We start from the raw sequence: 23643 nt of genomic DNA on the forward strand, positions 1-23643 counted from the left end.
GTTTGCGCCCGCCGGGGTTACCCCTTGGCGGGCGTGTCATTTTCCTGAATGAACACATCACAGGCTTCGATCATCCGGCCGTTCCATTCAACCGGCGCCGAATTGTAGTTGATCAGGAATGTATGCCCGGCGGTCTGGCGCCGCCGCAAACCCTGAGGCATCGGATGCAAGGCAATGCCTGTCAGAGCAGCGGCCATGCTGATCACGCGATCCCATAACGTGTCATCCGGGAACCCGGCCAGATACCACATGTGGTCGGTCCCTTTCAGGGCAGGTGCTCCGTCTTGAAATGCCAAAAGGTCCGGGGCCTTTCCTGACAGGCGGTCGACCCAGTGACGGGCTGCGCCGCCACCATCAACTTCCCGGGTCACCTGAGGGGGCAGGGTTTCCACAAGATCGACAGTGCAATCCAGTGCAGTCAGCCCGGGGCGACCAGTTGCGGGTATCTGAAAGTCCTGCGTGATGGCGCCAGAGCGCGGGCCCAGAACAGCCAGATCACAACCATTGGTCAGGCGTTGTTCCAGACCGGGTCCGATGGTCGCCAGACCCGGTGCAAGGATCACCTTATATCCCGCCTTTGGGATGTTATCCGCAGGCAGGAAATCCACTGACAATCCAGCCCGGCGCAGGGCTTGGTAGGTTGAAAAGACCAGTTTGAAATAGTCGAACCCAGCCCCTTGAGGTTGCGTCGCCCAGGCCCAATCCGAGGCATAGTCGAACAGGATCGCGACATCCGCTCTGGCCTGTGTGATTGCTCCCAGCCCGGCCAGATCATCGGCGGTTTGGCGTGCCTCGGCCAAAGCCGGGGCAGAGCGGTTGTCCGGCGTCAGCAGTCCTGCATGCATCTGTTCTTGCGCAAAGGGCGCCTGCCGCCAGCGGAAATAGCTGACCACCTCGGCCCCATGCGCCACGGCCTCAAGCGACCACAGGCGCACCATACCGGGCAGAGGTGCAGGGTTGTAAGGGGCCCAGTTCACCGGGCCGGGTTGCTGTTCCATCACCCACCAACGTCCGCGCCCCACAGCGCGATACAGATCGTGATGAAAGGCCTGCATGTCGGGATCGCCTTGCTGCAGAAAGGTCGACTTATGTGCCTTATCCGCCTCAAGCCGGTCAGATAGAAACCCGATCGGATAGCTGTCCCATGTGGCGATATCCAAATCGGCACCCACTGCGAAGTGGTCGAAATCCAGCACACGCCCCATGTAATTGTGCAGCAAAGGCGCATCGGTCAGGGGCCGCAGCACTTCGACCTGTGCCCTGTTGAAGGCCACCACCTGATCTGAACTGAACCGCCGGAAGGCCAGAACATGGGCCGGGTTGGGTTCTGTCACTGTCAGGTTCGGCAGGTCGATCTGATCAAACCTGTCATTTTCCATTGACCAGAACACATTTCCCCACGCTGCATTCAGGGTTTCAATCGTGCTGTATTGACCTTCCAGCCAGTTTTGAAAGGCGTGTAGGGCGGGTTGGCTATAGCTGACAGTAGTGTCGTGGCAGCCATATTCATTGTCGATCTGCCATGCTGCGACATGCGGGTTGCGCCCATAGCGTTCGCCCATGACACGTGCGATCCGAACGCATTCTTCGATATACCCGGTGTGGCTAAAGCAATAATGTCTGCGAGAGCCGAACTTGCGCGGCTGACCCTGCGCATCCACGGCAAGCATGTCCGGGTGTTTGTCCAGCATCCAGCGTGGCGGCGTCGCTGTTGGCGTGCCCAGCACCACTTTCAACCCGGCAGAACCTAAGGTTTCGATTGCGCGATCCAGCCAGTCGAAGTGCATATCATCCGACGTGGGCTCCATCCAGCTCCAGCCGAACTCGCCTATCCGCACCCATGTCAGGCCGGTTTCGACCATACGTGCTGCATCGTCCGCCCACATCGCCTCTGGCCAATGTTCGGGGTAATAGCAAACGCCAAGTTCGGGGTTCATAGGATGACTCTGTGCTCTGCCTGACCTTTGCCTGCGTCGGGCGCGGCAAAGGTCATTCCGTTGGTAGGTTGGGTTTCAATCTGTGCCGCATCCAGCCCTTGGCGAGCGGTGGTGCAGAACAGCGTTGTCAGGTCTGGCCCGCCAAAAGCCGGGCACGAGGCATGGGCCGCGTCAAAACCGACCGCCTTCAGGAACCGACCCTCAGGCGAGTAAGCAGCCACGCGGTTGGCGCCCCATTGGGCGATCCAGATATTTCCGCTCGTATCGACCACTGCTCCATCAGGGTTCAGCTGGTCTTTGGTAAGGTCGAGGGACACGGTGCTTTGGCCTTCTGGCCACCCGGTTTCCGGGTCCAAACTCCAGCGCATGACCTGTCTGGTGACCGTGTCGGTGAAATAGGCGCAAGTGCGATCCGGCGCAAAACAGATGGCGTTCGAGATCGTGACATCCGGCACCAGCCGCCGCAGTTCTCCGTGCCAAAACCGATAGATGGACCCAGCGCCGGGTTCGGCGTTCTTGCCCATGGTGCCGATCCAGAAACCGCCCCAGGAATCAGCGCGGCCATCGTTGGAACGGGTGACCGTATCGTCCGCCTCTAGATGGGTGACCAAGCTACGCGCGCCGGTTTTCAGTTCAAAGCGCCACAGCCCGGTCTCGGAAGCCATCAACAGCGTGTCCCTATCCACCCAGCCTGCTGCTGAAACATTTTCCGGGAACTGCCAGCTTTGCTGCTGCCCGTCCTTCTGGGTCATCAGGCGGTTGCCGGTGATGTCGAACCAGAATAGCTGCGCCCGTTCCGGGTGCCACAAAGGCCCTTCGCCCAGATCGCAGGGACGGTCGTCAAACACGACACTCATTGGGTGGCCTTGTCATAGGCCAAGACGATCTTTCGCGCGCGCTCTGCAATGTCGGCAACGGCCATTCCCGGTTTAAACAGGGCCGAGCCGATCCCGAACCCGTCCGCCCCGGCCTTGAGCCAATCGGCAAAGTTTTCGGGGCCCGCCCCACCCACAGCAAAGACAAGCGCGTCCTTGGGCAGGATCGGGCGTATTGCGGCCAGGCCCGAGGGCCCCGCCATCACGCCCGGAAACAGTTTGAGCCCGGTTGCCCCTGCGCTGAGCGCGCCAAAGGCCTCGGTCGGGGTATAGACGCCTGGCCAGCTTTGTATGCCCAGTTTGATAGTCTGCTGTATCACCTCAGCGTCGAAATTTGGCGAGACGATCAGCTTGCCGCCGACCCCGGCCACCGCATCGACCTGTTCGATGGTCAGGACGGTTCCGGCGCCGATCAATGCGCGATCGCCGAAACGTTCCGCCAGAATGCCGATGCTGGTCAACGGATCGGGTGAGTTCAGGGGCACCTCGATCCGGTCTAGGCCCGCGTCGATCAGGGCCTGCCCGACTTCGGCGGCCTCTACGGGTTGCAGACCGCGCAGAATTGCAATGATAGGACGGCTCATGCGGTTTGCCTCGTCAGATTTCGGGCCTGCAAAAGACCTGCCAATGTAGATTGCGTGCTGTCGGCTATTTCAACAAATGCACCCTGTTGTTTCAGTGCGATGGCATAGATTTCCGAGAGGCTTTGGTCCCCGATAATGGCAATCTGCTGGCCCAACCAATAGGGACGGGACGCGGCCAGTTCCGCTCCGATCAGGTATCCCGACAGACGCGCGCGTGCGACACCAGAGTCCTGGCCCTGCAGCAGATCAGTGGCCCGCAGGCCGAAAAGGCGCGCGGCAAGTTGTTCCGGTCGGGACAGGGCATCCGCCACAGCCTCGGCAAAAGCTGCGTCGTCCCAGCCTTCGCTGACCGTATGTTTCAGGACGGATTGATTGCTGAGCAATCCGAAGATTTCGCCTGTCATGAATGTGCGGAAGCTGACGACTTCATCCGCGCTGACCTGTACCCATTTGGTATGCGTTCCGGGCAGGCAAATGATGCCGTCCCAGTTTGGCCGGTGGGCCAGAAAACCGGCGATCTGTGTCTCTTCTCCGCGCATGACATCGGGGGGGCTTGTTTGCTTTAGCCCGGGTACGACAAAGGCGCGGATTCGGGGATCTGTTGCCGGAACGCGGACAGGTGCATCGGAAACAGGAACCGAAGGTACAGCGGAATATGGTGCCTCAACCCAGCCTTGACGCGCACCCACCATACCGCAGGCGACCACATCAATGGCGGCATCGCCAAGCCAGCCCTCGATCAGGTCCAGCAATGCTTTTTGAAACCCATCCCGGGGAATTTGGTCCATGCCGCTTGCGGACTGAGCCTGGTCCAGAATGGTGTCACCTTGCATTGCCCATGCCCGCAGATGAGTTGTTCCCCAATCAACAGCGATCCATTCGATTGTCATGTTCTCATCCTGTTACTACAACACCGCCATCAACGGCCATGCATTGCCCGGTCATGGCGCGACTGGCTTCCGACGCAAGAAACAGGGTCGGTGCGATCATATCCTCGGGCGTCAGGTGGTCCTTTAGGCATTGGCGTTCCAGATGTGCGGCCAGATCTTCTGGCGTGGCCCACATGTCCAGCTGTTTCTGTGTCAGAACCCATCCGGGGGCCAGCGCATTAACGCGGATTTTCTGCGGGCCAAGCTCGCGCGCCAACGACCGGGTCATCCCGGTGATCCCGGCATTTGATGTTGTATAGATCGGATAACCGGAATTACCCATCATATAGCTGATCGAGCTGAAATTGATGATTGATCCGCCTTTGTCCTGCATTTGACGTGCGGCTTCTTGGCAGGCAAAGAAATACGCCTTCAGATTCACTTCGATCATCCAGTCCCAGAATTTGGGCGTGGTTTCGTCAAGCGAATGGCGTTTGTCGTTGGCGGCATTGTTGATCAGCACATCAAGGGGGCCATGGGCCTCGGCGGCTTTGGCCATTGAGGCGCGCAGCAGGTCGGTATCTGTCATGTCGCCTTGCAGAAACAGCGGCCCGCGCCCGTGCTTGGCGCGCATCTCATCAACAAAGGCACTGGCGTCGGAGCGCCCGATAAAGGCGACCTGCGCACCCTGCGCCAGAAATCCGTCCGTTAAAGCGGCCCCGACACCAGAACCACCTCCGGTGATAAAGACGGATGCACCGTTCAGGTCGTGGAAAGTGGCGGGTTGGTCCATCAGTGGCTCTCTCTGGTCACAAGGCGGGTGTCTTTGCCGACAAGAAAATCCAGGTCCGCACCCTGATCGGCTTGCAGGACGTGGTCTATGTAAAGCTTGGCATAGCCGCGGGTGTAATGCGGAGCGTCCGGTTGCCATGCGGCGCGTCGGGCGTCCAGTTCAACTTGGTCAACCAGCAACTCGAGCGCGCCCTTGCTAGCGGATACACGGATACGGTCACCGGTCTTGACCAGCGCCAGCGTGCCGCCCGCCTGGGCTTCGGGGCTGACATGCAGGATGACAGTGCCAAATGCCGTGCCGGACATCCGTGCGTCCGAGATACGGATCATGTCGCGCACACCGTCCTTCACCAGCTTGGCCGGGATCGGCATATTGCCAACCTCGGGCATGCCGGGATAACCCTTGGGTCCACAGCCTTTCAGCACCAATATGGTCTCGGGCGTCACCGGCAGGTCATCTCTGTCGATATTGGCCTTCATATCTTCGATGCTTTCGAAGACATGGGCCACAGCCTCGGTCTCCAACAGTGCGTCCGTGGCCGCCGAAGGTTTCACAATGGCCCCGTTCGGTGCCAGATTGCCGCGCAGCACACGCAGGCCTGCGGCAGGTTTTACTGGGTCGTTGAAGGGGCGGATCACATCGCGGTTGAAACATTCTGCACCTTCGTAATGGGCCGAAATATCCTTGTTCAGAACCGTTTTGGCCGGTCGTAGGAAGGGTTTGAGTTCGTTTAAAACCACAGGCACGCCACCTGCATAGCAGAAATCCTCCATCAGGTATTGGCCCGAGGGCATACAGTTCACAAGCAGCGGGATATCCGACCCGATCTCAAAATCCTTCAGTGTCAGGTCGATGCCTACACGACCGGCCAAAGCCAGCAGATGCACCACGGCGTTCGTCGATCCGCCCACGGCAGCATTGGTCAGAATGGCGTTTTCAAAGGCTTCTTTGGTCAGAATGTCCGAGGGTTTGAGGTCTTCATCCACCATCTCGACGATCCGTTTGCCGGTCAGATGCGCCAGCGCCATTCGGCGAGCATCTACGGCGGGTAGCGCGGCGTTGGTGGGCAGGCTCATGCCCATCGCTTCGACCAGGGATGCCATGGTCGACGCGGTGCCCATGGTCATGCAGACACCGGCGCTGCGCGACATGCCGGATTCAGCACTCATGAAATCCTGCAGGGTCATTTCCCCGGCGCGCACGGCTTCGGAAAACTTCCATACATCCGTGCCCGAGCCGATATCCTGTCCGCGATACTTGCCGTTCAGCATCGGGCCGGAACTGACAACGATGGCGGGCAGATCGACCGAGGCGGCTCCCATAAGTTGCCCCGGCGTAGTTTTGTCACAGCCACCCAGTAGAACCACGCCGTCAATCCCATAGGCGCGGATGGATTCTTCGACATCCATGGCCAGTAGGTTGCGAAACAGCATGGCGGTGGGCTTCATTTGCGTTTCACCCAGCGACATGACCGGGAATTCGACCGGGAAGCCGCCAGCCTCCCACACGCCGCGTTTGACGCCTTCGGCCAGATCGCGCAGGCCGGAATTGCACGGCGTCAGTTCGGACCACGTATTGCAGATGCCGATAATGGGACGCCCGTCAAAGGCATGGTCGGGAAAGCCCTGGTTCTTCATCCAGGACCGGTGGATGAAACCATCCTTGTCCAGCTTGCCATACCAATGCTGCGAGCGGTGTTTTTTTGTCATTATTGTCAGCCCTTTAATATTTGGTCATGCCGCTTTGGCCGGTTTGCACCAGTCTGGCAACCAATCCGCATGCGCGATCAAAAGATCGCTGACCAGATTACGGATCTGGCGCAGGTCGAGCTCGGCGGCTGTGTGTGGGTCCATCGTGGCGGCGTGGTAAATGTATTCGGGGTTCTGGTCGGTCAGCGCCCGCACGGTCAGTTCCTGCACGTTGATCTGGGTGCGCATCAGCGCAATCAGCTGCGGTGGGATGTCGGTCACGACCGAGGGTTGCACCCCGTTGATGTCCACCAGGCATGGCGTTTCCACAGCAGCCCCCAAGGGCAACTGTGGGATCTGGCCGGTATTGGGCAGGTTGCCATAGGCGGTGTAGGGCGTATTGGTCACGATGGCGTTCATCAGGTCCGCCGCGAATTCGTGGCTGCGGCACACCTCAACCGCACGCCCGTCGGTCAGGGTCTTGGCCTGTTCTTTCCAGTCCTCGACCTGCTCGACGCAGCGGGTGGGATATTCATCCAGTGGGATCGAGAACTGCTCGATCAGATCGTCGCGCCCGTCCTTGATGAACCAGGGCACATATTCGGCCAGATGTTCCGAGCTTTCGGTGCAGAAATAGCCCAGATGATCCATCACTTCGTATCGGACCTTGTTGGGGCAGCGTGGCATCAAAAGAGGCGGTTTCGGCAGCTGTCCACCGGCATATCCCTGTCGGAGCGCAGGATAGAGATCGCGGCCCCGATGCTCGAGCTTGAGGAAGAAAGCCACATGGTTGACGCCTGCGACCTTATAACGAAACTCGTGCTTGGGCAGGTCCAGATCATGGGCCAGTTCCTCGACCGTGTTTTGCACCGAATGGCACAGTCCGACATGTTTCAATGTCGGAAACCGTTCGGCCAAAGCCCAGGTGTTGATCGCCATCGGGTTCACATATTGCAACAGCGTCGCGTTGGGGCAGAGCTGCAACATATCCTGCGCCACGTCCCACAGAACCGGAACGGTGCGTAACCCGCGCATGATCCCGCCCACGCCCAGCGTATCGGCGATGGTCTGACGCAGGCCATATTGCTTGGGGATCTCGAAATCAGTCACTGTGCAGGGGTTATACCCTCCGATCTGAAAGGCGGTAATCACGAAATCCGCCCCCTCCAATGCGGCGCGTCGATCGGTATGGGTGGTTATGGTGGCCCCCGTGCCGACCGAGCGCACCATGGCGCGGGCCACGGATTCGCTCTCAGCCAGGCGCTGTGTGTCGATATCCATCAAGGCGAAATGGCTGTCGGCCAGGGCGGGGGTCAAAAGGGCATCGCCCACGATATTGCGCATGAAGATCGTGGAACCGGCCCCGATAAAAGTGATTTTGGTCATCAGGCAAACCTTTAGCTTGATGTTATTTTACGGCACCGAGTGTCAGGCCCGCGATAAAATGTTTCTGCATCAGGAAGAACATGGCAACCGGCGGCAGCGCCGCGACAATGGAACCGGCACTCATCAGCTGATAGGCGGCGCGGAACTGCGCGTTAAAGCTGGTGATCCCTGCGGTTACAGGCTGGCTCTCAGCACCTTGCGTCAGCACTACTGCCCAGAAATAGTCGTTCCAGATGAAGGTAAAGATCAGCACACTGAGCGCCGCGATGGCGGGCTTCATCAGCGGCAGCACCACGTACCAGAAGATACGCCATTCACTGATCCCTTCGACCCGCGCCGCCTCGATCAGTTCAAAGGGCAGGGCGCGGATGAAATTCCGCATGAACAGGGTGCAAAACCCGGTCTGGAACGCGATGTGAAACAAGACCAGCCCGGTCTTGGTGTTGTACAGGCCCAGGTCCAGCGTCAGGTCGCGCACGGGCACCATGAGGATTTGGAAAGGCACGAAATTGCCCGCTACGAACAGGAAGAAGATCCAAAGGTTCGATTTGAATTTGTAGATGCCGAGTGCAAACCCCGTCATGCTGCTGAGCGCGACGCACCCGATGACCGTGGGAACGGTGATCAGGAAGGAATTCATCAGATAGCGCGGCATATCCGAATTGAAAAACACCTGCCCATAGTTGAATGCGCCCTCAAAGCTGGACGGCATCCCCCAGTAGTTGGCATTTGTGAAATCCGCGGCGGGTTTGACCGAGAACAGGGCGACGGCCAGCAACGGCCCGAGCCACAGAAGCAAGGCCAGCGGCAGCAACGCCTGATAGGTGATCTGCGCTGCACGAGGTTGTTTTTCGATTGGCTTGGGAAACATCTCAGTGCCCCCTTTCTTCGCGGTACATTGACCACAGGAAATAACCGATGAAACACAGCATGATCAGGAACAGGATCACCGCGATAGCCGCGCCATATCCCATGCGGAATCCGTATTCGGACAAGGCGACCTCGAACATGTAATAGGCCAGCACGCGCGATGATCCGAACGGACCGCCCTGTGTCATGATTGAGATCAGGTCAAAGCTGCGAAGCGCACCAATGATGGTGACGACAAAGGCAATGAAGGTGGCAGGGCGCAGTTGCGGCAGGATGATATGCCACAACATCCGCCAGCTCTTGGCACCGTCCAGCCGCCCGGCTTCGATTTGTTCGGGGTCCACGGCGTTGAGGCCGGTCAGGTACAGGATCATGCAATAAGCTGTCTGCGGCCAGAGACCGGCAAAGATGATGCCATAGGTCACGAACCGCTCGTCACCCAACACGTTCACGGGGCCCATGCCAAAGAATCCGAGGAATTCGTTCAGCAGGCCGAATGTGGGGTCATAGAACCATGTGAACACTAGGCCAACAACTACCTGAGAAATCACGAAGGGGAAGAAAAACAGGGATTTATACAGGCGGATGCCCCAGACCGTCTGGTTCAGGAACAGCGCAATGAACAGACCCGCCGGAATCGCCGCCAGATAGAGCAGCAACCAGATCAGGTTGTTTTTGAGCGAGATGTAAAAGGCGTCCCGATCCGACCATTCCCAGTACAGGTCTTCATAATTGCGAAATCCGACATATTCGGCAGCCCCCAGGCCGTCCCATTCGTAAAGCGACAGGTTGAAGGACTGAAAGACCGGAATGATCACATAGACCATAAAGAACAACAGGCCTGGGGCCAAAAATAACCAGGGCGCGATGCGCTGTTGGTTTCGGTGGAACCAGCTTTCTTGTTCGTGGGTATCGACGGCGGTCATGGGCGTCCCCGGTTCTGGTAGGCGGAGTAAGGCGGGTTGATACCCGCCTTACGCAGGTCATGGCTCAGGATGGGCTTTGCCAATCCTGACCGGTTCAGTTGTCGTAGATGCGCTGACGCGCCCGTTCGAGTTTGGCCAGGATTTTGTCCGCATTGTCTGGCTTGACCATGAATTCCTGGAAGCCTTCCATCGACGCTTTGGCCATTTCTGCCGGTGCGTCGCGGTCCCAGAACTGGGCGACTCCGCCCGGGCTGTTTGACGACAGCATGGTAAAGCCCTGCTGCAGGAACTTGTCGGCATCTACCGAGGACTGAGCATTGACCGGCAACTGGCCGAGATTCGAGCCATTGTTGATCTCGGTCTGTTCATCCGCAGACACAACGAAGCGCAGGAATTCACGGGCGGCTTCTTTGTTTGCCGCGTTTGACGGGATGTGGAACGTGTCGGTCGGTGCATCTTCGGCCAGTTCGACATCGGGGTTGATGGCAACAAACTGGTAGAAGTCCAGCTGGTCATCACTCAGGCCCGCCTCACGCAGTGGCGCCACGGCAAAGTTGCCCATCAGATAAGCCGCCGCATCACCGTTGACCATGAAGGGCAGAGCTTCTTGCCAGCTATAGGTCTGGTGGTTGTCGATGAAGGCACCCATATCGATCAGCTGTTTCCAGTTGGCGAAGGTCTGCTTGACCCGGTCATCCTCCCAGCTGATTTCACCATTGGCCAGCTGGTTGTGGAAGTCATAGCCGTTGGTGCGCATGTTCAGGTAGTCGAACCAGCCACCTGCAGTCCAAAGGAACTTGGTGCCGATCGTATAGCAGGCGCGACCGGAATCGACGATCTTTTGGCAATTCGCCAGCTCTTCTTCCCAGGTGGTGGGCTCGGTCAGGCCCAGCTCGTCAAAGATGTCTTTGCGATAATAAACGCCCCACTGATAGTAGGTATAGGGCACGCCCCACTGTTTGCCGTCGATCGTCATCGCACCTTTGGTTGAGGCCAGATTGTCCGCAATCGCAGGTTCCGCCCACAGGTCTGAGACGTCTTCGAACAGGCCGGCCTCGACATAGGGTTTCATCCGATTCGCCGCGTACCACGTGGCGACATCCGGCGTATCCGCAGTCAAGAAGTTGCGGATCTGAGTTTTGTAGGCCTCGCGGTCGATCACCGTTGTCTCGATGGCCAAATCCGGATGCTGTTGCTGAAATCTGTCGATCATTGCTTCCATCGTGGCCCGGGGTGCCGGGTTCGATGTGTCCAGGAATATCCGCAGTTCGCCGGTAAGCTCGGCAGAGGCGGGAACAGCAAGTGCAACGCTCATGGCCAGCGCGGCCGTGGTGCGCTTGTAGATGGAATGCATGGTTTCCTCCCTTAGCTTCCATTTTAGTTCCATATATTGGAACTTAGTTTTATATGTTGAAAACTACACATCGACTCGGTTAGTCTTGTCAAGACCCTCGTGGCTGCGGCCGCAGGTTAATCGGAGGAGACAGAGCGCCCGTGGCAGGTGATGGAACGATAGGGAAAGCATGTGACGTGCTTGATCAGGTGGCCGCGTTTCAGCGGCCGGTTCGCTTTGCGGAACTGCTGGAAAGCAGCCGCTTTCCCAAGGCAACGCTCTATCGGTTTCTGCAATCCCTCACAAATCAGGGGATGTTGTCCTATGACCCGGACAGGCAGACCTATGCGCCGGGTTTGCGGCTGGTTCGGCTGGCCCATGCGGCGTGGACGCAAAGCTCACTAGCGCCGATCGCAAGGCCGTTTCTTGATACGCTCAGCGGTGAAACGGGCGAGACTGTGCATCTGGCGCAGCTCGATTCTGGTCAGGTTCTGTATGTCGATAAGCGCAATGCCGCCCAGCCGGTTGAGATGTATTCACAGGCGGGCAAGGTCGGACCGGCCTATTGTACGGGTGTGGGCAAGGCGATGATGGCCTTTCTGGATGAGGCCGAGCTGAACAAGGTGATCTCACAGCAAAGCTTTCACCGGTTTACGGATAAGACCTTGGCCTCGGAAGCTGCGCTGCGGTCCGATCTGGAACTGATCCGCAGCCGGGGCTACGCCCTGGATGATGAAGAACACGAGACGGGGATCATTTGTGTTGCCTGCCCGATCCGAACGCCGGGCGGGCGGATGCTGGGTGCAATATCGGTGACCGGCTCGACCGAGCGGATGAATTTCGACCAGCTCGAGGCTTGGATTCCCCGCGTGCGCCGGGTGGCCGATCAAATCGCGGCCGAAGCTCAGGCCTGGCGGTTCCCTGAAACACGCCCCGATGGCCAGAAGGACAGGATACAAGCGACATGACCGGAGTAACTCTGAACCAAACGATTAAGCGGTATGGCCAGACACAGGTGATTCACGGGATCGACCTCGAAATCGAGGATGGTGAATTCTGTGTCTTTGTCGGCCCATCGGGATGTGGAAAATCTACTTTGTTGCGGATGATCGCAGGGCTTGAGGAAACGACCGAGGGCCAAATTCACATCGGCGCGCGCGAGGTGACACATCAGGACCCTGCGAAACGGGGCGTGGCGATGGTGTTCCAGACCTATGCCCTGTACCCGCATATGACGGTGGCCGAGAATATGGGGTTTGGCCTGCGGATGAACGGCGTGGCAAAAGCCGAAATCGACAGGAAGGTTCAGGAAGCCTCGGGTATCCTGAAGCTGGACCAGTACCTGAAGCGCAAACCCAAGGCCCTGTCGGGTGGTCAGCGCCAACGCGTTGCCATCGGGCGTGCGATTGTGCGCGGCCCCGAGGTGTTCCTGTTCGATGAACCTCTGTCCAACCTGGACGCCGAATTGCGCGTTGAGATGCGTGTGGAAATTGCCCGGCTTCACAATGAAATTGGCGCGACCATGATCTATGTGACTCACGATCAGGTCGAGGCGATGACCATGGCCGATAAGATCGTGGTGCTGCGCGATGGTCGGATCGAACAGGTCGGTGCGCCGATGGATCTGTATCGGGATCCAGATAACAAGTTTGTAGCAGGGTTCATTGGCTCGCCTGCCATGAACTTCCTGGATTGCGACATCGTTGATGGTCAGGTGACTCATCCGGCGATCACTCAGCCTCTGCCCGTCCCAGCATCGGTTCCTTTGGGTCTGTCTCGGGTCACGCTGGGTATCCGCCCCGAACATATTCAGGTCGACCGATCGGGCGATACCTGCACTGTTGATCTGACCGAGGCGCTTGGCGGCGTCAGCTATTCCTATTTGCTGACATCGAATGGCGACAAGCTGATCGTTGAAGAGCGCGAAGACGAGCGCAGTAAGCAGGGTACACGCATTGGTATTTCGATCCGCCCGGAACGCACCATGCTGTTTGATCCTGAAACCGGCCTGCGGTTGAGATAATCGCCGTTTAGACAGTCAAAAACACCCGCGTCAGACGAAAGGTCCAACGCGGGCTTTTTGCGTCGAATATATATGGATTTTGTATCCAATATCCGTTATCGCGTGAAAACGGGCGCCTGACGCCTATCTGGACCCCTGTAACTAGAGGATAGCACCGTATGTCGACCAATGTATTTAGCGGTACGATGCCCGCGCTCATGACCCCTTGCTCGGCGGATAGGCAGCCGGATTTCAACGCACTTGTTCGGAAGGGCAAGCAAATGATCGACGCAGGCATGTCTGCGGTTGTCTATTGCGGATCCATGGGCGACTGGCCGCTTTTGACGGATGCGCAGCGCATGGAAGGGGTGGAACGTCTGGTGGATGCCGGGTTGCCGGTTGTGGTCGGAACCGGGGCAATCAACACCAAATCCGCCGAGGCCCACGCAGCACATGCGCAAAAGGTCGGCGCAGTCGGGTTGATGGTCATTCCCCGGGTTCTGTCCCGAGGGAGCTCATCAACTGCGCAAAAGAACCATTTCAAGGCAATCCTGTCCGCTGCGCCGGACGTGCCGGCAATTATCTACAACAGCCCATATTATGGTTTCGCAACAAAGGCTGATCTGTTCTTTGCCCTGCGCGCCGAACACCCTAACCTCATTGGGTTCAAGGAATTCGGAGGCAAGGACGATCTGCGCTATGCAGCGGAAAACATCACCAGTCAGGATGATGATGTGACGTTGATGGTGGGTGTGGACACCGAGGTTTACCACGGTTTCGTCAACTGTGGGGCAACCGGTTCGATCACCGGGATCGGAACGGCCCTCCCGCGTGAGGCGTTGCTGTTGGCTGCGCTTTCTCAAAAGGCCGCGCGGGGCGATGCCGAAGCCCGGTTACGGGCGCAAGAACTGACCGAGGCCATTCAGGTGCTGTCCAGTTTTGATGAGGGCCCGGATCTTGTGCTGTATTACAAGCATCTTCTGGTGTTGAACGGGGAAGAGGAATACCGCCTGCATTTCAATGAAACTGATGCCCTGACAGATGCACAGCGGAATTATTGCGAACAGCAATACGCGTTGTTTGGGGCTTGGTTCGCCGATTGGTTGAAACAAGGTGGGGTGATCGCAGAATGCATGTGATCGACAGCCACACCGGAGGAGAACCGACCCGGGTTATCCTCGATGGCGCACCAGATCTGGGCTCTGGCCCTCTGGCTGAACGCGCCCGGCGGCTGGCCACCGAATACAGGGATTTCTATCGTTCGGTCATGCTTGAACCGCGGGGACAACCGGCCATGGTCGCGGCCTTGCTGGTGGAACCGGTTGATCCAACCTGTGTCACCGGCGTGATCTATTTTGATGTCGATGCTGTTTTGGGAATGTGCGGCCACGGAACCATTGGCCTGACCGTGACGCTGGCGCATCTTGGTCGGATCGATGTTGGAACACATCGGATCGAAACGCCAGCCGGAGTTGTCTCGGTCGAGCTGCACGATGCCAATACTGTCACGGTCACGAATATCGAAAGCCGCCGCGTTCACAGCGACATTTCACTTCATGTGCCCGGTTTCGGTGAGGTTGCAGGGGATGTGGCCTATGGTGGAAACTGGTTCTTTATCGTCGATCCAAGCCCGCTTTCAGTCATTCCGGCCAATATTCGGGAACTGACCGATAGGGCCGTTGCTATCCGCAAAGCCTCGATCGCGCAGAGGGTTGGCGGCGAGCAGGGTGAACCAATTGATCATGTAATCTTTCAGGACGCATCGCCCGAGCACGCGATTCACAGCCGCAACTTTGTTCTGTGCCCGGATGACAATTACGACCGGTCGCCCTGTGGCACCGGCAGCTCCGCCCGCCTGGCCTGTCTGGCCGCTGAGGGTCTATTGGCACCGGGGCAGGAAATCGTCCAGCAAAGTGTCATTGGCAGCACCTATCGCTTGTCCTATCAGGCTGGGTCCAATGGCGGTGTCATCCCCTCGATCACCGGGCAGGCCTATGTCATGGCGGAGTCGCGGTTGATTTTTGAAGCGGCTGATCCATTCCGTTCGGGGATTGAGGTATGACCCAGCAGATCGTCGTCATCGGAGCTGGTGTGATTGGCATGACCATTGCGCTGGAACTACAGCGCCGGGGTCATGCCGTGTTGGTCCTGGACAAGGAAGGCGTCGCCGCGCAGACCTCGGCCGGAAATGCCGGGGCCTTTGCTTTTTCCGAGGTTGAGCCTCTGGCAACGCCCGGCATCATGAAAAAGGCACCGAAGTGGCTGCTTGACCCGTTGGGGCCGTTGTCGATCCCGCCTGCCTATGCATTGCAGATTGCGCCCTGGATGTACCGTTTCTGGCGCGCGAGCCAGCCCGGTCGCTATGCCGAGCTGTTGGCCGCTCAGGCCAGCCTCATGAAAGTGTCCAGCGCCGCGCTTGAACGGTTGATCCCAGCGGTTGACGGCGAGGCGATGATGCAGCGCGACGGTCAGATGCAGCTCTATGAATCCGAGGCCGAATACCGCGCAAGCCTGCCCGCCTGGGAGGTGCGCCGCCAGCATGGTATCGACTTTGAATTGCTGGAAAGCCCTCAGGCGATTGCCGAAAAACAGCCGGGCCTCAGCCCTCGGTTCACTCATGCGGGATTTACGCCCAACTGGTTGAATACCGTTGATCCCAAGAAATGGGTCGAGCGCCTTGCCCAAACCTTTCAAAACCGGCAAGGCCGGATCGAGCGGCGCGATATTCAGGCTCTGGTGCCACAGCAAAGCGGTATGCGCCTTGAAACGGCGGAAGGTCCGGTGGAGGCGGCGAAAGTGGTCGTGGCTGCGGGCGCATGGTCGCATCACATCGCCAGAACTCTTGGTGATCGGTTCCCGCTTGAAACCGAGCGTGGATACAATACGACCCTGCCCGAAGGCGCGTTTGATCTGCGGATGCACCTGTCCTTTTCGCGGCACGGATTCGTTGCCAGTCGGATCAATGGCGGTGTCAGGATCGGTGGCGCGGTTGAGTTGGGTGGGCTGAACCTTGCCCCCAATTTCAAACGGGCCGACACGTTATTGCACAAAGCCGAAGAGTTTCTACCCGGCCTCAAGACCGAAGGAGGCACGCAATGGATGGGGTTCCGGCCGTCGATGCCTGACAGCATCCCGGTCATCGGTGTTTCTCCAAATGCGTCTGGCGTGTTCTATGCGTTCGGCCATGGGCATCTTGGGCTGACCCAATCCGCAGGCACGGCCGAACTTGTTGGGGCCATGGTTGACCGTCAGGCCCCCCCGATTTCGCCAGCCCCCTTTGCTGCTGGCCGGTTCTGAGGGAGGGGGTCGTGCGCAGTAACAAAACTCTCCATGTGATCTCTGCCCATGCCGAGGGCGAGGTTGGCGACGTCATCGTCGGCGGTGTTCTTCCGCCACCCGGTGATACCTTGTGGGAGCAGCGGTCGTTCATCGCCCGCGACCAGTCCCTGCGCAACTTTGTCCTGAACGAACCGCGCGGAGGCGTGTTTCGCCATGTGAACCTGTTGGTGCCGCCCAAACATCCGAAGGCAGATGCCGGGTTCATTATCATGGAGCCCGAAGACACACCGCCCATGTCTGGTTCAAACTCGATCTGCGTGGCCACCGTGCTGCTGGATAGCGGGATCATTCCGATGCAGGAACCGGTTACACATCTGACGCTTGAGGCGCCGGGCGGGCTGGTCGAGGTGCGCGCCGAATGCCGGAATGGAAAGGCTGAGCGCATATTTGTGCAGAACCTGCCCAGTTTTGTAGACCGGCTCGCCGTTCCGCTTGAGGTGCCGGGCCTTGGCACCCTGACCGTGGATACGGCCTATGGGGGCGACAGTTTCGTGGTGGTCGATGCGGCGGCGCTTGGGTTTGACATCGTGCAGGACGAGGCGCGTGACATTGCGCGGCTGGGTGTAGCGATCACCAATGCGGCCAACGAACAAATTGGGTTTACGCATCCCGAAAACCCGGACTGGAATCACATTTCATTCTGCGCTTTTTGTGGCCCGACCGAGCGGGTCGCAAATGGCCTGCGCGGAAAATCCGCTGTGGCGATCCAGCCGGGCAAAGTTGATCGGTCCCCTACCGGTACCGCAGTTTCTGCCCGTATGGCCCTGATGGCCGCCAAGGGAGAAATGGCAGTCGGGCAAACTTTCCAGGCGGTTTCGATCATCGGCTCGTCTTTCACCGGACAGATCGTCGAGGCCACAACGATCGGGGGGCGTGCCGCGATCATTCCCGAGATCAGTGGCCGCGGATGGATTACCGGTACACATCAACACATGCTTGACCCGGACGATCCCTGGCCGGGCGGATATAAGCTCAGCGATACGTGGGGCGTCTGAATTTTGCCCATTGGCAAGCAGTTTTGATGATTTTCCGCAAACCGTGTCAAAATGCGCGGCCTCTGGCGATTGATCCCAAGCCAAACGTCATTTAAGGGAGGCCCTGTCAATACAGAGTCATCCCGGGACGGCAGTCTTGTAACGTCCCTTACGTGCCACATCGACGTGGCCCCAACTCTTGGATCGCACGCCCCGAAAGGCTTAAAAAGGTAAAAGAATATGGCAGATAAATCGAACTTCGACATATTGTATACCATTGTAGACGAAGCGCCCGAGCTGGCCAGCGCCTCATTCCTACCCATCATTCGAAAGTTTGCATCCGCCGCCGGTGTCAGCGTCGGAACCAAGGATATTTCACTTGCTGGGCGGATTATTTCGACCTTCCCCGAAAAGCTGACAGATGCGCAGCGCATCACCGATGATCTGGCCGCATTGGGTGAGTTGGTGAAGACACCCGATGCCAATGTGATCAAGCTGCCCAACATCTCGGCCTCGGTGCCGCAGCTGGTGGCCGCCGTCGAAGAGTTGCAAGCACAGGGTTATGACATCCCGAGCTATCCCGAAGAACCTGCGACTGACGAAGAAAAAGCGATCCGCACGCGGTATGATGCTATCAAGGGTTCGGCTGTGAACCCGGTTCTGCGCGAAGGTAACAGCGACCGTCGCGCCGCGCGCGCCGTCAAGAATTATGCCCAGAAGAACCCGCATTCGATGGGTACATGGGCCGCTGACAGCAAGACTAAAGTCTCGTCCATGTCCGGCAATGATTTCTACGCGAATGAGAAATCGGCCACCATCACTGCGGCGCAAGCCGGTGACGCCAAAATCGAATTTGTCGGACAAGACGGCAGTACTACGGTTCTGAAAGACGGCTGGCCGCTGGCCGAGGGCACCGTTGCCGATGCGACCTTCATGTCCGTCAATGCGCTGTCGTCTTTCCTGGCCGAGGCCATCGAAGACACCAAAAAAGACGGCACCATGTTCTCGCTTCACCTGAAGGCCACAATGATGAAGGTCAGCGACCCGATCATCTTCGGCTATGCGGTCAAGGCGTGGCTTGCCCCGGTATTCGAGGCCTATGGCGCTGAATTGGATGCGCTGGGTGTGAACCCGAACTCGGGTCTGGGCGATCTGCTGGAGCGGGTTGCAGGCAACGCCGATATCATGGCAGCCATTGACGCGATCAAGGGCGACCGCCCGTCCATGTACATGGTCGACAGCGACAAGGGTATCACCAACCTGCACGTGCCGTCTGATGTGATCATCGACGCCTCGATGCCTGCCGTGATCCGTGCTGGTGGCAAGGGTTGGGACGAAACCGGGTCCAAGGGTGACACCAACTGTGTGATCCCGGACCGTTGTTATGCGTCTATTTATGATGAATCCGTCAAATTCTTCAAAGCCAATGGCGCGCTGAACCCAGCCACCGTCGGGGCTGTGGCCAATGTGGGTCTGATGGCACAGAAAGCTGAAGAATACGGCAGCCACCCGACAACATTCCAGGCGCCGGCGAATGGGACCATTCGCATCGTGCTGGCCAATGGTGAGACGTTGCACGAGCATGCGGTTGAAAAGGGCGACATCTGGCGTGCCTGCACCGTGAAGAAGGCTCCGATTGAGAACTGGATTCAACTGGCGATGGACCGTCAGCGTCTGACCGGATCCGAGGCGATCTTCTGGCTGGACGCAAACCGTGCCCATGATGCCGAACTGATCAAATCCGTCCAACCAACACTGGAAGCTGCTGGCGTGGCGGACAAGTTCCAAATCCTGGCACCGCGTGAGGCGACCCACCAGTCGTTGGAGACCATCACGGCCGGTAACGACAGCATCGCCATCACCGGCAACGTGCTGCGTGACTATCTGACCGACCTGTTCCCGATCCTTGAGCTGGGTACTTCGGCCAAGATGCTGTCGATCGTCAAGCTGATGCAGGGCGGCGGATTGTTCGAAACCGGCGCGGGTGGCTCTGCCCCGAAACACGTGCAGCAACTGGTCGAGGAAAACCACCTGCGCTGGGACTCGATGGGTGAGTTCTGCGCGCTTGGCGAGTCTTTGAATTTCCTTGCCGACAGCAAAGGCAACGCCAAAGCCGGAGTTCTTGGCGCCGCTGCCGAGGCCGCAACGCAGGGCATTCTGGACAACAATAAGTCGCCCAGCCGCAAAGTCGGGCAGCCGGATAACCGCGACAGCCACTATTGGTTCGCGCGCTATTGGGCCGAGGCGCTGGCCGCGCAATCCGATGATGCTGATCTGGCCGCCGAGTTCGCGCCGATTGCTGCAGAGTTGGCCGCGAAAGAACAGCAGATCCTATCCGAACTGGCCAACGCACAAGGGGCAGCGGCAGATCTGGGTGGTTACTATCACACCGACCCGACCAAGACTGCAGCAGTCATGCGCCCGAGCGCGACACTCAATGGTATCATTGACGGGTAATCCAGGTGCCCTCTGTCCTGATTTGGGCAGGGTTCTGAACCTGGCGTGAAAATTAAAAAGGGACCGACCCCCAAAGTCAGTCCCTTTTTGAGCGAGTGGGGAGGCCGAAACCTCTCCGGTGTAGTTGCGTTAACTGTAACAAAACCCTGCTGGCTGGATATTAGGGGTTTCCCGTATATTCATCCGTCTGCTGTGCCGCAGACGATACACCTACCAAAATCATTGCTCTACCGCCGCAGAAAGGGCTTTGGCGCCGTGTTGAATTCGGGAACAATAGGCTTGGAAAAGGCGAATTATGCGCGAAATGTGATTGTGCCATGTGCCCACAAGGTGTTGAAAGAGCGGGTGATTTGCTTTTCAGCACAACGGTGGTAAGAAAATCTGATTTTGTTTTGTATTCGAGTGTTGTGTGCCGTGTGTGTTTATCCCGTTGTTTTTGAGCATTTTTCCTATTTCACAGGTCCATGTGATGCGTCTTTTTCCTGCGCCTGTCCGGGCGCCGCAGAAAAGCTTGCCGATGATATGCAAATCGGTTCAACTGAATTCGCCTGGTTTCGCCGTTAATGACGGCAAATGTCGATATCGGTCGAAAGGGACCAGATGGAATGACTGAAAAAACCCGCAGTTCGCGTTTCGGGTCAATCCTATGTCTGGTTGCCGCTCTCTATTTCTTTGGGGTCGTCGCATACGCGCTGATGAATTCAGCGGAATTTGCCAATGGAACCGCGCGGCTGATCCGGTACATTCTGGCCCCGGGCGCGATTGGGCTGGTGCTGGCCTTATGCGCGGTCTTTTTATCAGACGAAGGCAGGCTGACAGTTGGCGTGAGCGCTGTTTCCCTGTTGGCGGCTCTGTTCGCATTCGAGGCCTATCTGACAATCAAGATAATCCCCGGGCGCCTGGGGCTGGTCGGGTTTGTCGGCGATGACGTCAGCGTCGAAGAATACAAGGAAAATTTGCCGCCGGGCCGGACAATGAAACATGTGAACGATGCGCTGGATACACAGCTGCTCGAATCCGCGTATCTGGCGCCCATGCCGGGTGACAAGATGCTGCTGTGCTCGGTGCTGGGCGAGCCGGTGACCTATACGCCTGATCGTTTGGGGTTTCGCAATCCACCTTCGGTCTTTGAAAACGATTTGAATGTGATGCTGCTGGGCGACTCGTTTTCCGAAGGGTTCTGCCTGAGAGAGGGTGAGCATCTGGCGGATAAGCTGCGTCAGGATATGCCGAGCTTGCTTAACACCGGTCACAGAGGCATTGGCCCGCTGTATCAACTGGCGGTTTTGGGCCGATACGGGCCAGAGTTCCAGCCTGATCTTACGATCTTTTCTTTCTTTGCGGGCAATGACTGGCGCAATCTGGAACGAGAGCTTGAGAAGCCGTGGCTGCGCGAAGCACTCGACCCGGCTGCAGATTTTGGCCCGATCGAGCATCCGGATCAGTCGGAAATATCCGCTCCAATTATTTCTGGATGGTGGTCTGAGACGACGTTGTCCTGGATCGACTACCTGCGGGCGCAAAGGGTGTTCAGGAACTTTCTGGCATTGCAGAAAACGGCCGAGATTCTTGGGATTCACTATCCCAAAGCGACCGATGAGAACCCGGTATTTGCGGATGTTCTAATCCGGGCAAAGCAGATAACATCACAATGGGATGGTGAGATCGTCATCGTGTATGTGCCGACGGTCAGCCGCTATATGGGTCTGGTCGCCCAGCCCTTTATCCACGACCCGCTGCGAGTATTGGTGAAAGATGCGGCTGCGCAGGCCGGGCTGGACGTGATAGACTTAACGGATGTTATCGAAATGCAAGAGGATCCGGCATCGTATTATGCGCCGGATTCTCATTTCAACGAAGCAGGCGCAGAACTGGCCGCTCGGGCAATTACAGAGGGGCTGCGCCAACGCAATTTGATAGAACAGTAACGAATTGGTGTGTTTTGCCAGGGCCGCGCAACAGGCGCGGTATTGAGGTGTGAAATGAAGATTTTGTCATTCAAGTCGGGTCACGACGGTACGGTTGCGGGTATTGATGCCCAAAACGGTAACCTGCTGTTTTCCTATGAATCCGAGAAAGACAGTTTTCCCCGCAATACGTCAGTCACACCGGATACATTTATCGACTCTGGCCTGTGGTTCCGGGACTTGCCTGATATCCTGGCCCTTAGCGGCTGGTCAACGACCGGAACACAACATGTGACGACCTCGGGGGCAGGGTATTTCGGCATTGGCGAAGATGCTCAGACCGTGGGGAAACGAACGTTTTTTGGCAAGGAGATCGACTTTTTCTCATCGACCCATGAAAGGGCACATATTTGGGGCGCTTATGGGATGTCTCCGTTTCGTCAGGGTGAACCTTGTTATGTGTTGGTTTGGGAAGACACGCTTGGCGATTTCTACAAGATTGATGAAGATCTAAAGCTGTCTCATGTCGGTCGGGTAATGACCGGGCCAGGTGCCCGATATTCATTCCTGAGCGCACTGGTTGATCCCGATTATCCCGTGCTTTCGCGTGAACAACGGCGTGAGGACCCCGGGAGGATGATGGCGGCATGTGCCTATGCAGAGCCCGGTTCACATGACGCGGATGAACATGCACTGATAGACTATCTTTTGTCAGATCAGCCATTGGCCGAAATTCTGCGCAAGGATCGGTTGACCGATTCCCCGTTTTTCAATGTCGGAATGCACAGCCAGCAGTTCAGTAATCTTGCACAGAAACTCTCGGATGCGATTTTTTCACGGTTCCTTGCCTTTGCCGAACAGAACCTGACAGAGGGCTATCCGCTGGTGATTGCCGGCGGATGTGGATTGAACTGCGATTGGAACACCAAGTGGCAGAATTGCGGCTTGTTCCGAGATGTATTTGTACCACCTTGCAGCAGTGATTCCGGCTGCGCCATAGGAACTGCAGTTGATGCCATGCGCCACTATACGGGCCAGGCAAAGCTGGATTGGACGGTTTATTCCGGACAGTCCTTTGTGGATGATAAAATCGACAGTAGCGGCATGCGGGTCAGCGAGCTGCGTCTGAACGATGTCGCGGATGCGTTGATGTCCGGTGAGCTCATCGGTTGGGCCAGAGGGAACTGTGAAATCGGTCCGCGCGCATTGGGCAACCGCTCGATTCTGGCGGCCCCGTTCTGGGCCGAAACCCGCGTGCGCCTGAACAGGGCTAAAAACCGGCCGGATACAAGCCCCGTGGCCCCATCCTGCCTTGAGGAAGATGTCAGCCAGCATTTTGAGTGGGAAAACTCCGCGCCTTATATGTTGCATCTGCAGAAGGTGACCAATCAGAACCTGGCCGCGATCACGCATGTAGACGGGACAGCAAGGGTCCAAACAGTCCGCCGGGATCAGAATGCTTTCTTTTACGACCTGCTGAACGCATTCAAGTCGGCTTCGGGCACGGGTGTATTGTGCAATACGTCACTGAACTTTCGCGGAGCGGGGTTCATAAACAAAACCAGTGATCTGCATCACTATGCAAGATCGGCAAAGCTGGACGGCTTTGTCGCAGGAAACACGTTCTACAGGTTTAACTAGTAATATTGGCGCGCTTGCGGTGTCGCCGCACTTTTGGAGGTTAAGTACTTTGTCGTATGAAT

19 protein-coding genes are annotated in these 23643 nt (G+C 57.7%); 9 read left to right on the forward strand and 10 right to left on the reverse strand.

Features of this window, described 5'->3' with window-relative positions; all coding sequences use genetic code 11:
* Positions 1 to 17: 17 nt before the first annotated feature.
* The 10 genes from AC2FJW_RS07990 to AC2FJW_RS08035 all read right to left on the reverse strand — a co-directional run bounded on the left by AC2FJW_RS07990 (position 18) and on the right by AC2FJW_RS08035 (position 11282).
* Positions 18 to 1937 (reverse strand): beta-galactosidase, encoded by a 1920-nt coding sequence (locus tag AC2FJW_RS07990; RefSeq protein ID WP_496749751.1) that lies wholly within the window; start codon positions 1935 to 1937, stop codon positions 18 to 20.
* Positions 1934 to 2794: an SMP-30/gluconolactonase/LRE family protein gene (locus tag AC2FJW_RS07995; RefSeq protein ID WP_496749753.1), complete on the reverse strand. Its 861-nt coding sequence runs from the start codon at positions 2792 to 2794 to the stop codon at positions 1934 to 1936. The genes AC2FJW_RS07990 and AC2FJW_RS07995 overlap by 4 nt, the downstream gene beginning before the upstream one ends.
* Entirely contained in the window at positions 2791 to 3396 is a 606-nt protein-coding gene (locus tag AC2FJW_RS08000) for a 2-dehydro-3-deoxy-6-phosphogalactonate aldolase (protein WP_496749754.1), read from the reverse strand. Before AC2FJW_RS08000 ends, AC2FJW_RS07995 begins: the two co-directional genes overlap by 4 nt.
* A complete protein-coding gene (locus AC2FJW_RS08005; RefSeq protein WP_496697100.1) occupies positions 3393 to 4286 on the reverse strand; it encodes a 2-dehydro-3-deoxygalactonokinase in 894 nt (297 codons plus the stop codon). The genes AC2FJW_RS08000 and AC2FJW_RS08005 overlap by 4 nt, the downstream gene beginning before the upstream one ends.
* Positions 4287 to 4290: 4 nt before the next feature.
* The gene (locus AC2FJW_RS08010) at positions 4291 to 5058 is read right to left on the reverse strand and encodes an SDR family NAD(P)-dependent oxidoreductase (RefSeq protein WP_496749756.1); all 768 of its coding nucleotides are present in this window, start codon (positions 5056 to 5058) and stop codon (positions 4291 to 4293) included.
* A complete protein-coding gene (locus AC2FJW_RS08015) occupies positions 5058 to 6767 on the reverse strand; it encodes an IlvD/Edd family dehydratase (protein ID WP_496749757.1) in 1710 nt (569 codons plus the stop codon). Before AC2FJW_RS08015 ends, AC2FJW_RS08010 begins: the two co-directional genes overlap by 1 nt.
* A gap of 24 nt (positions 6768 to 6791) precedes the next feature.
* Positions 6792 to 8132 carry an alpha-glucosidase/alpha-galactosidase gene (locus AC2FJW_RS08020; protein WP_496749759.1) on the reverse strand — a complete coding sequence of 447 codons (1341 nt, stop codon included), beginning with the start codon at positions 8130 to 8132 and terminating at the stop codon, positions 6792 to 6794.
* A 22-nt stretch (positions 8133 to 8154) separates the two neighbouring features.
* A complete protein-coding gene (locus AC2FJW_RS08025; protein WP_142636166.1) occupies positions 8155 to 9003 on the reverse strand; it encodes a carbohydrate ABC transporter permease in 849 nt (282 codons plus the stop codon).
* A gap of 1 nt (position 9004) precedes the next feature.
* Positions 9005 to 9928, reverse strand: a complete 924-nt coding sequence (locus tag AC2FJW_RS08030) for a carbohydrate ABC transporter permease (RefSeq protein ID WP_142636168.1) — start codon at positions 9926 to 9928, stop codon at positions 9005 to 9007.
* 94 nt (positions 9929 to 10022) lie between these two features.
* Positions 10023 to 11282 carry an ABC transporter substrate-binding protein gene (locus AC2FJW_RS08035; RefSeq protein WP_496749760.1) on the reverse strand — a complete coding sequence of 420 codons (1260 nt, stop codon included), beginning with the start codon at positions 11280 to 11282 and terminating at the stop codon, positions 10023 to 10025.
* 140 nt (positions 11283 to 11422) lie between these two features.
* Between AC2FJW_RS08035 and AC2FJW_RS08040 the strand changes: the two genes are divergently transcribed.
* The 9 genes from AC2FJW_RS08040 to AC2FJW_RS08080 all read left to right on the forward strand — a co-directional run bounded on the left by AC2FJW_RS08040 (position 11423) and on the right by AC2FJW_RS08080 (position 23581).
* Entirely contained in the window at positions 11423 to 12229 is an 807-nt protein-coding gene (locus AC2FJW_RS08040) for an IclR family transcriptional regulator (protein WP_496749761.1), read from the forward strand.
* Positions 12226 to 13284 (forward strand): ABC transporter ATP-binding protein, encoded by a 1059-nt coding sequence (locus AC2FJW_RS08045; protein WP_271948765.1) that lies wholly within the window; start codon positions 12226 to 12228, stop codon positions 13282 to 13284. The genes AC2FJW_RS08040 and AC2FJW_RS08045 overlap by 4 nt, the downstream gene beginning before the upstream one ends.
* 158 nt (positions 13285 to 13442) lie before the next feature.
* Complete coding sequence (locus AC2FJW_RS08050) at positions 13443 to 14402, forward strand: dihydrodipicolinate synthase family protein (RefSeq protein WP_281995060.1); 960 nt, start codon at positions 13443 to 13445, stop codon at positions 14400 to 14402.
* Positions 14393 to 15325, forward strand: coding sequence for a 4-hydroxyproline epimerase (locus AC2FJW_RS08055; RefSeq protein ID WP_496749762.1), 933 nt, complete (start codon positions 14393 to 14395; stop codon positions 15323 to 15325). The genes AC2FJW_RS08050 and AC2FJW_RS08055 overlap by 10 nt, the downstream gene beginning before the upstream one ends.
* Complete coding sequence (locus AC2FJW_RS08060; protein WP_496749763.1) at positions 15322 to 16560, forward strand: NAD(P)/FAD-dependent oxidoreductase; 1239 nt, start codon at positions 15322 to 15324, stop codon at positions 16558 to 16560. Before AC2FJW_RS08055 ends, AC2FJW_RS08060 begins: the two co-directional genes overlap by 4 nt.
* 11 nt (positions 16561 to 16571) lie before the next feature.
* Positions 16572 to 17597: a trans-3-hydroxy-L-proline dehydratase gene (locus tag AC2FJW_RS08065; RefSeq protein WP_496749764.1), complete on the forward strand. Its 1026-nt coding sequence runs from the start codon at positions 16572 to 16574 to the stop codon at positions 17595 to 17597.
* A gap of 219 nt (positions 17598 to 17816) precedes the next feature.
* Entirely contained in the window at positions 17817 to 20033 is a 2217-nt protein-coding gene (locus AC2FJW_RS08070; RefSeq protein WP_496749765.1) for an NADP-dependent isocitrate dehydrogenase, read from the forward strand.
* A gap of 605 nt (positions 20034 to 20638) precedes the next feature.
* Positions 20639 to 21961 carry an alginate O-acetyltransferase AlgX-related protein gene (locus AC2FJW_RS08075; RefSeq protein ID WP_496697080.1) on the forward strand — a complete coding sequence of 441 codons (1323 nt, stop codon included), beginning with the start codon at positions 20639 to 20641 and terminating at the stop codon, positions 21959 to 21961.
* 54 nt (positions 21962 to 22015) lie between these two features.
* The gene (locus tag AC2FJW_RS08080; protein ID WP_496677171.1) at positions 22016 to 23581 is read left to right on the forward strand and encodes a carbamoyltransferase C-terminal domain-containing protein; all 1566 of its coding nucleotides are present in this window, start codon (positions 22016 to 22018) and stop codon (positions 23579 to 23581) included.
* Positions 23582 to 23643 lie beyond the last annotated feature (62 nt).

The sequence above is a fragment of the Ruegeria sp. CDSA020 genome (assembly GCF_059612345.1).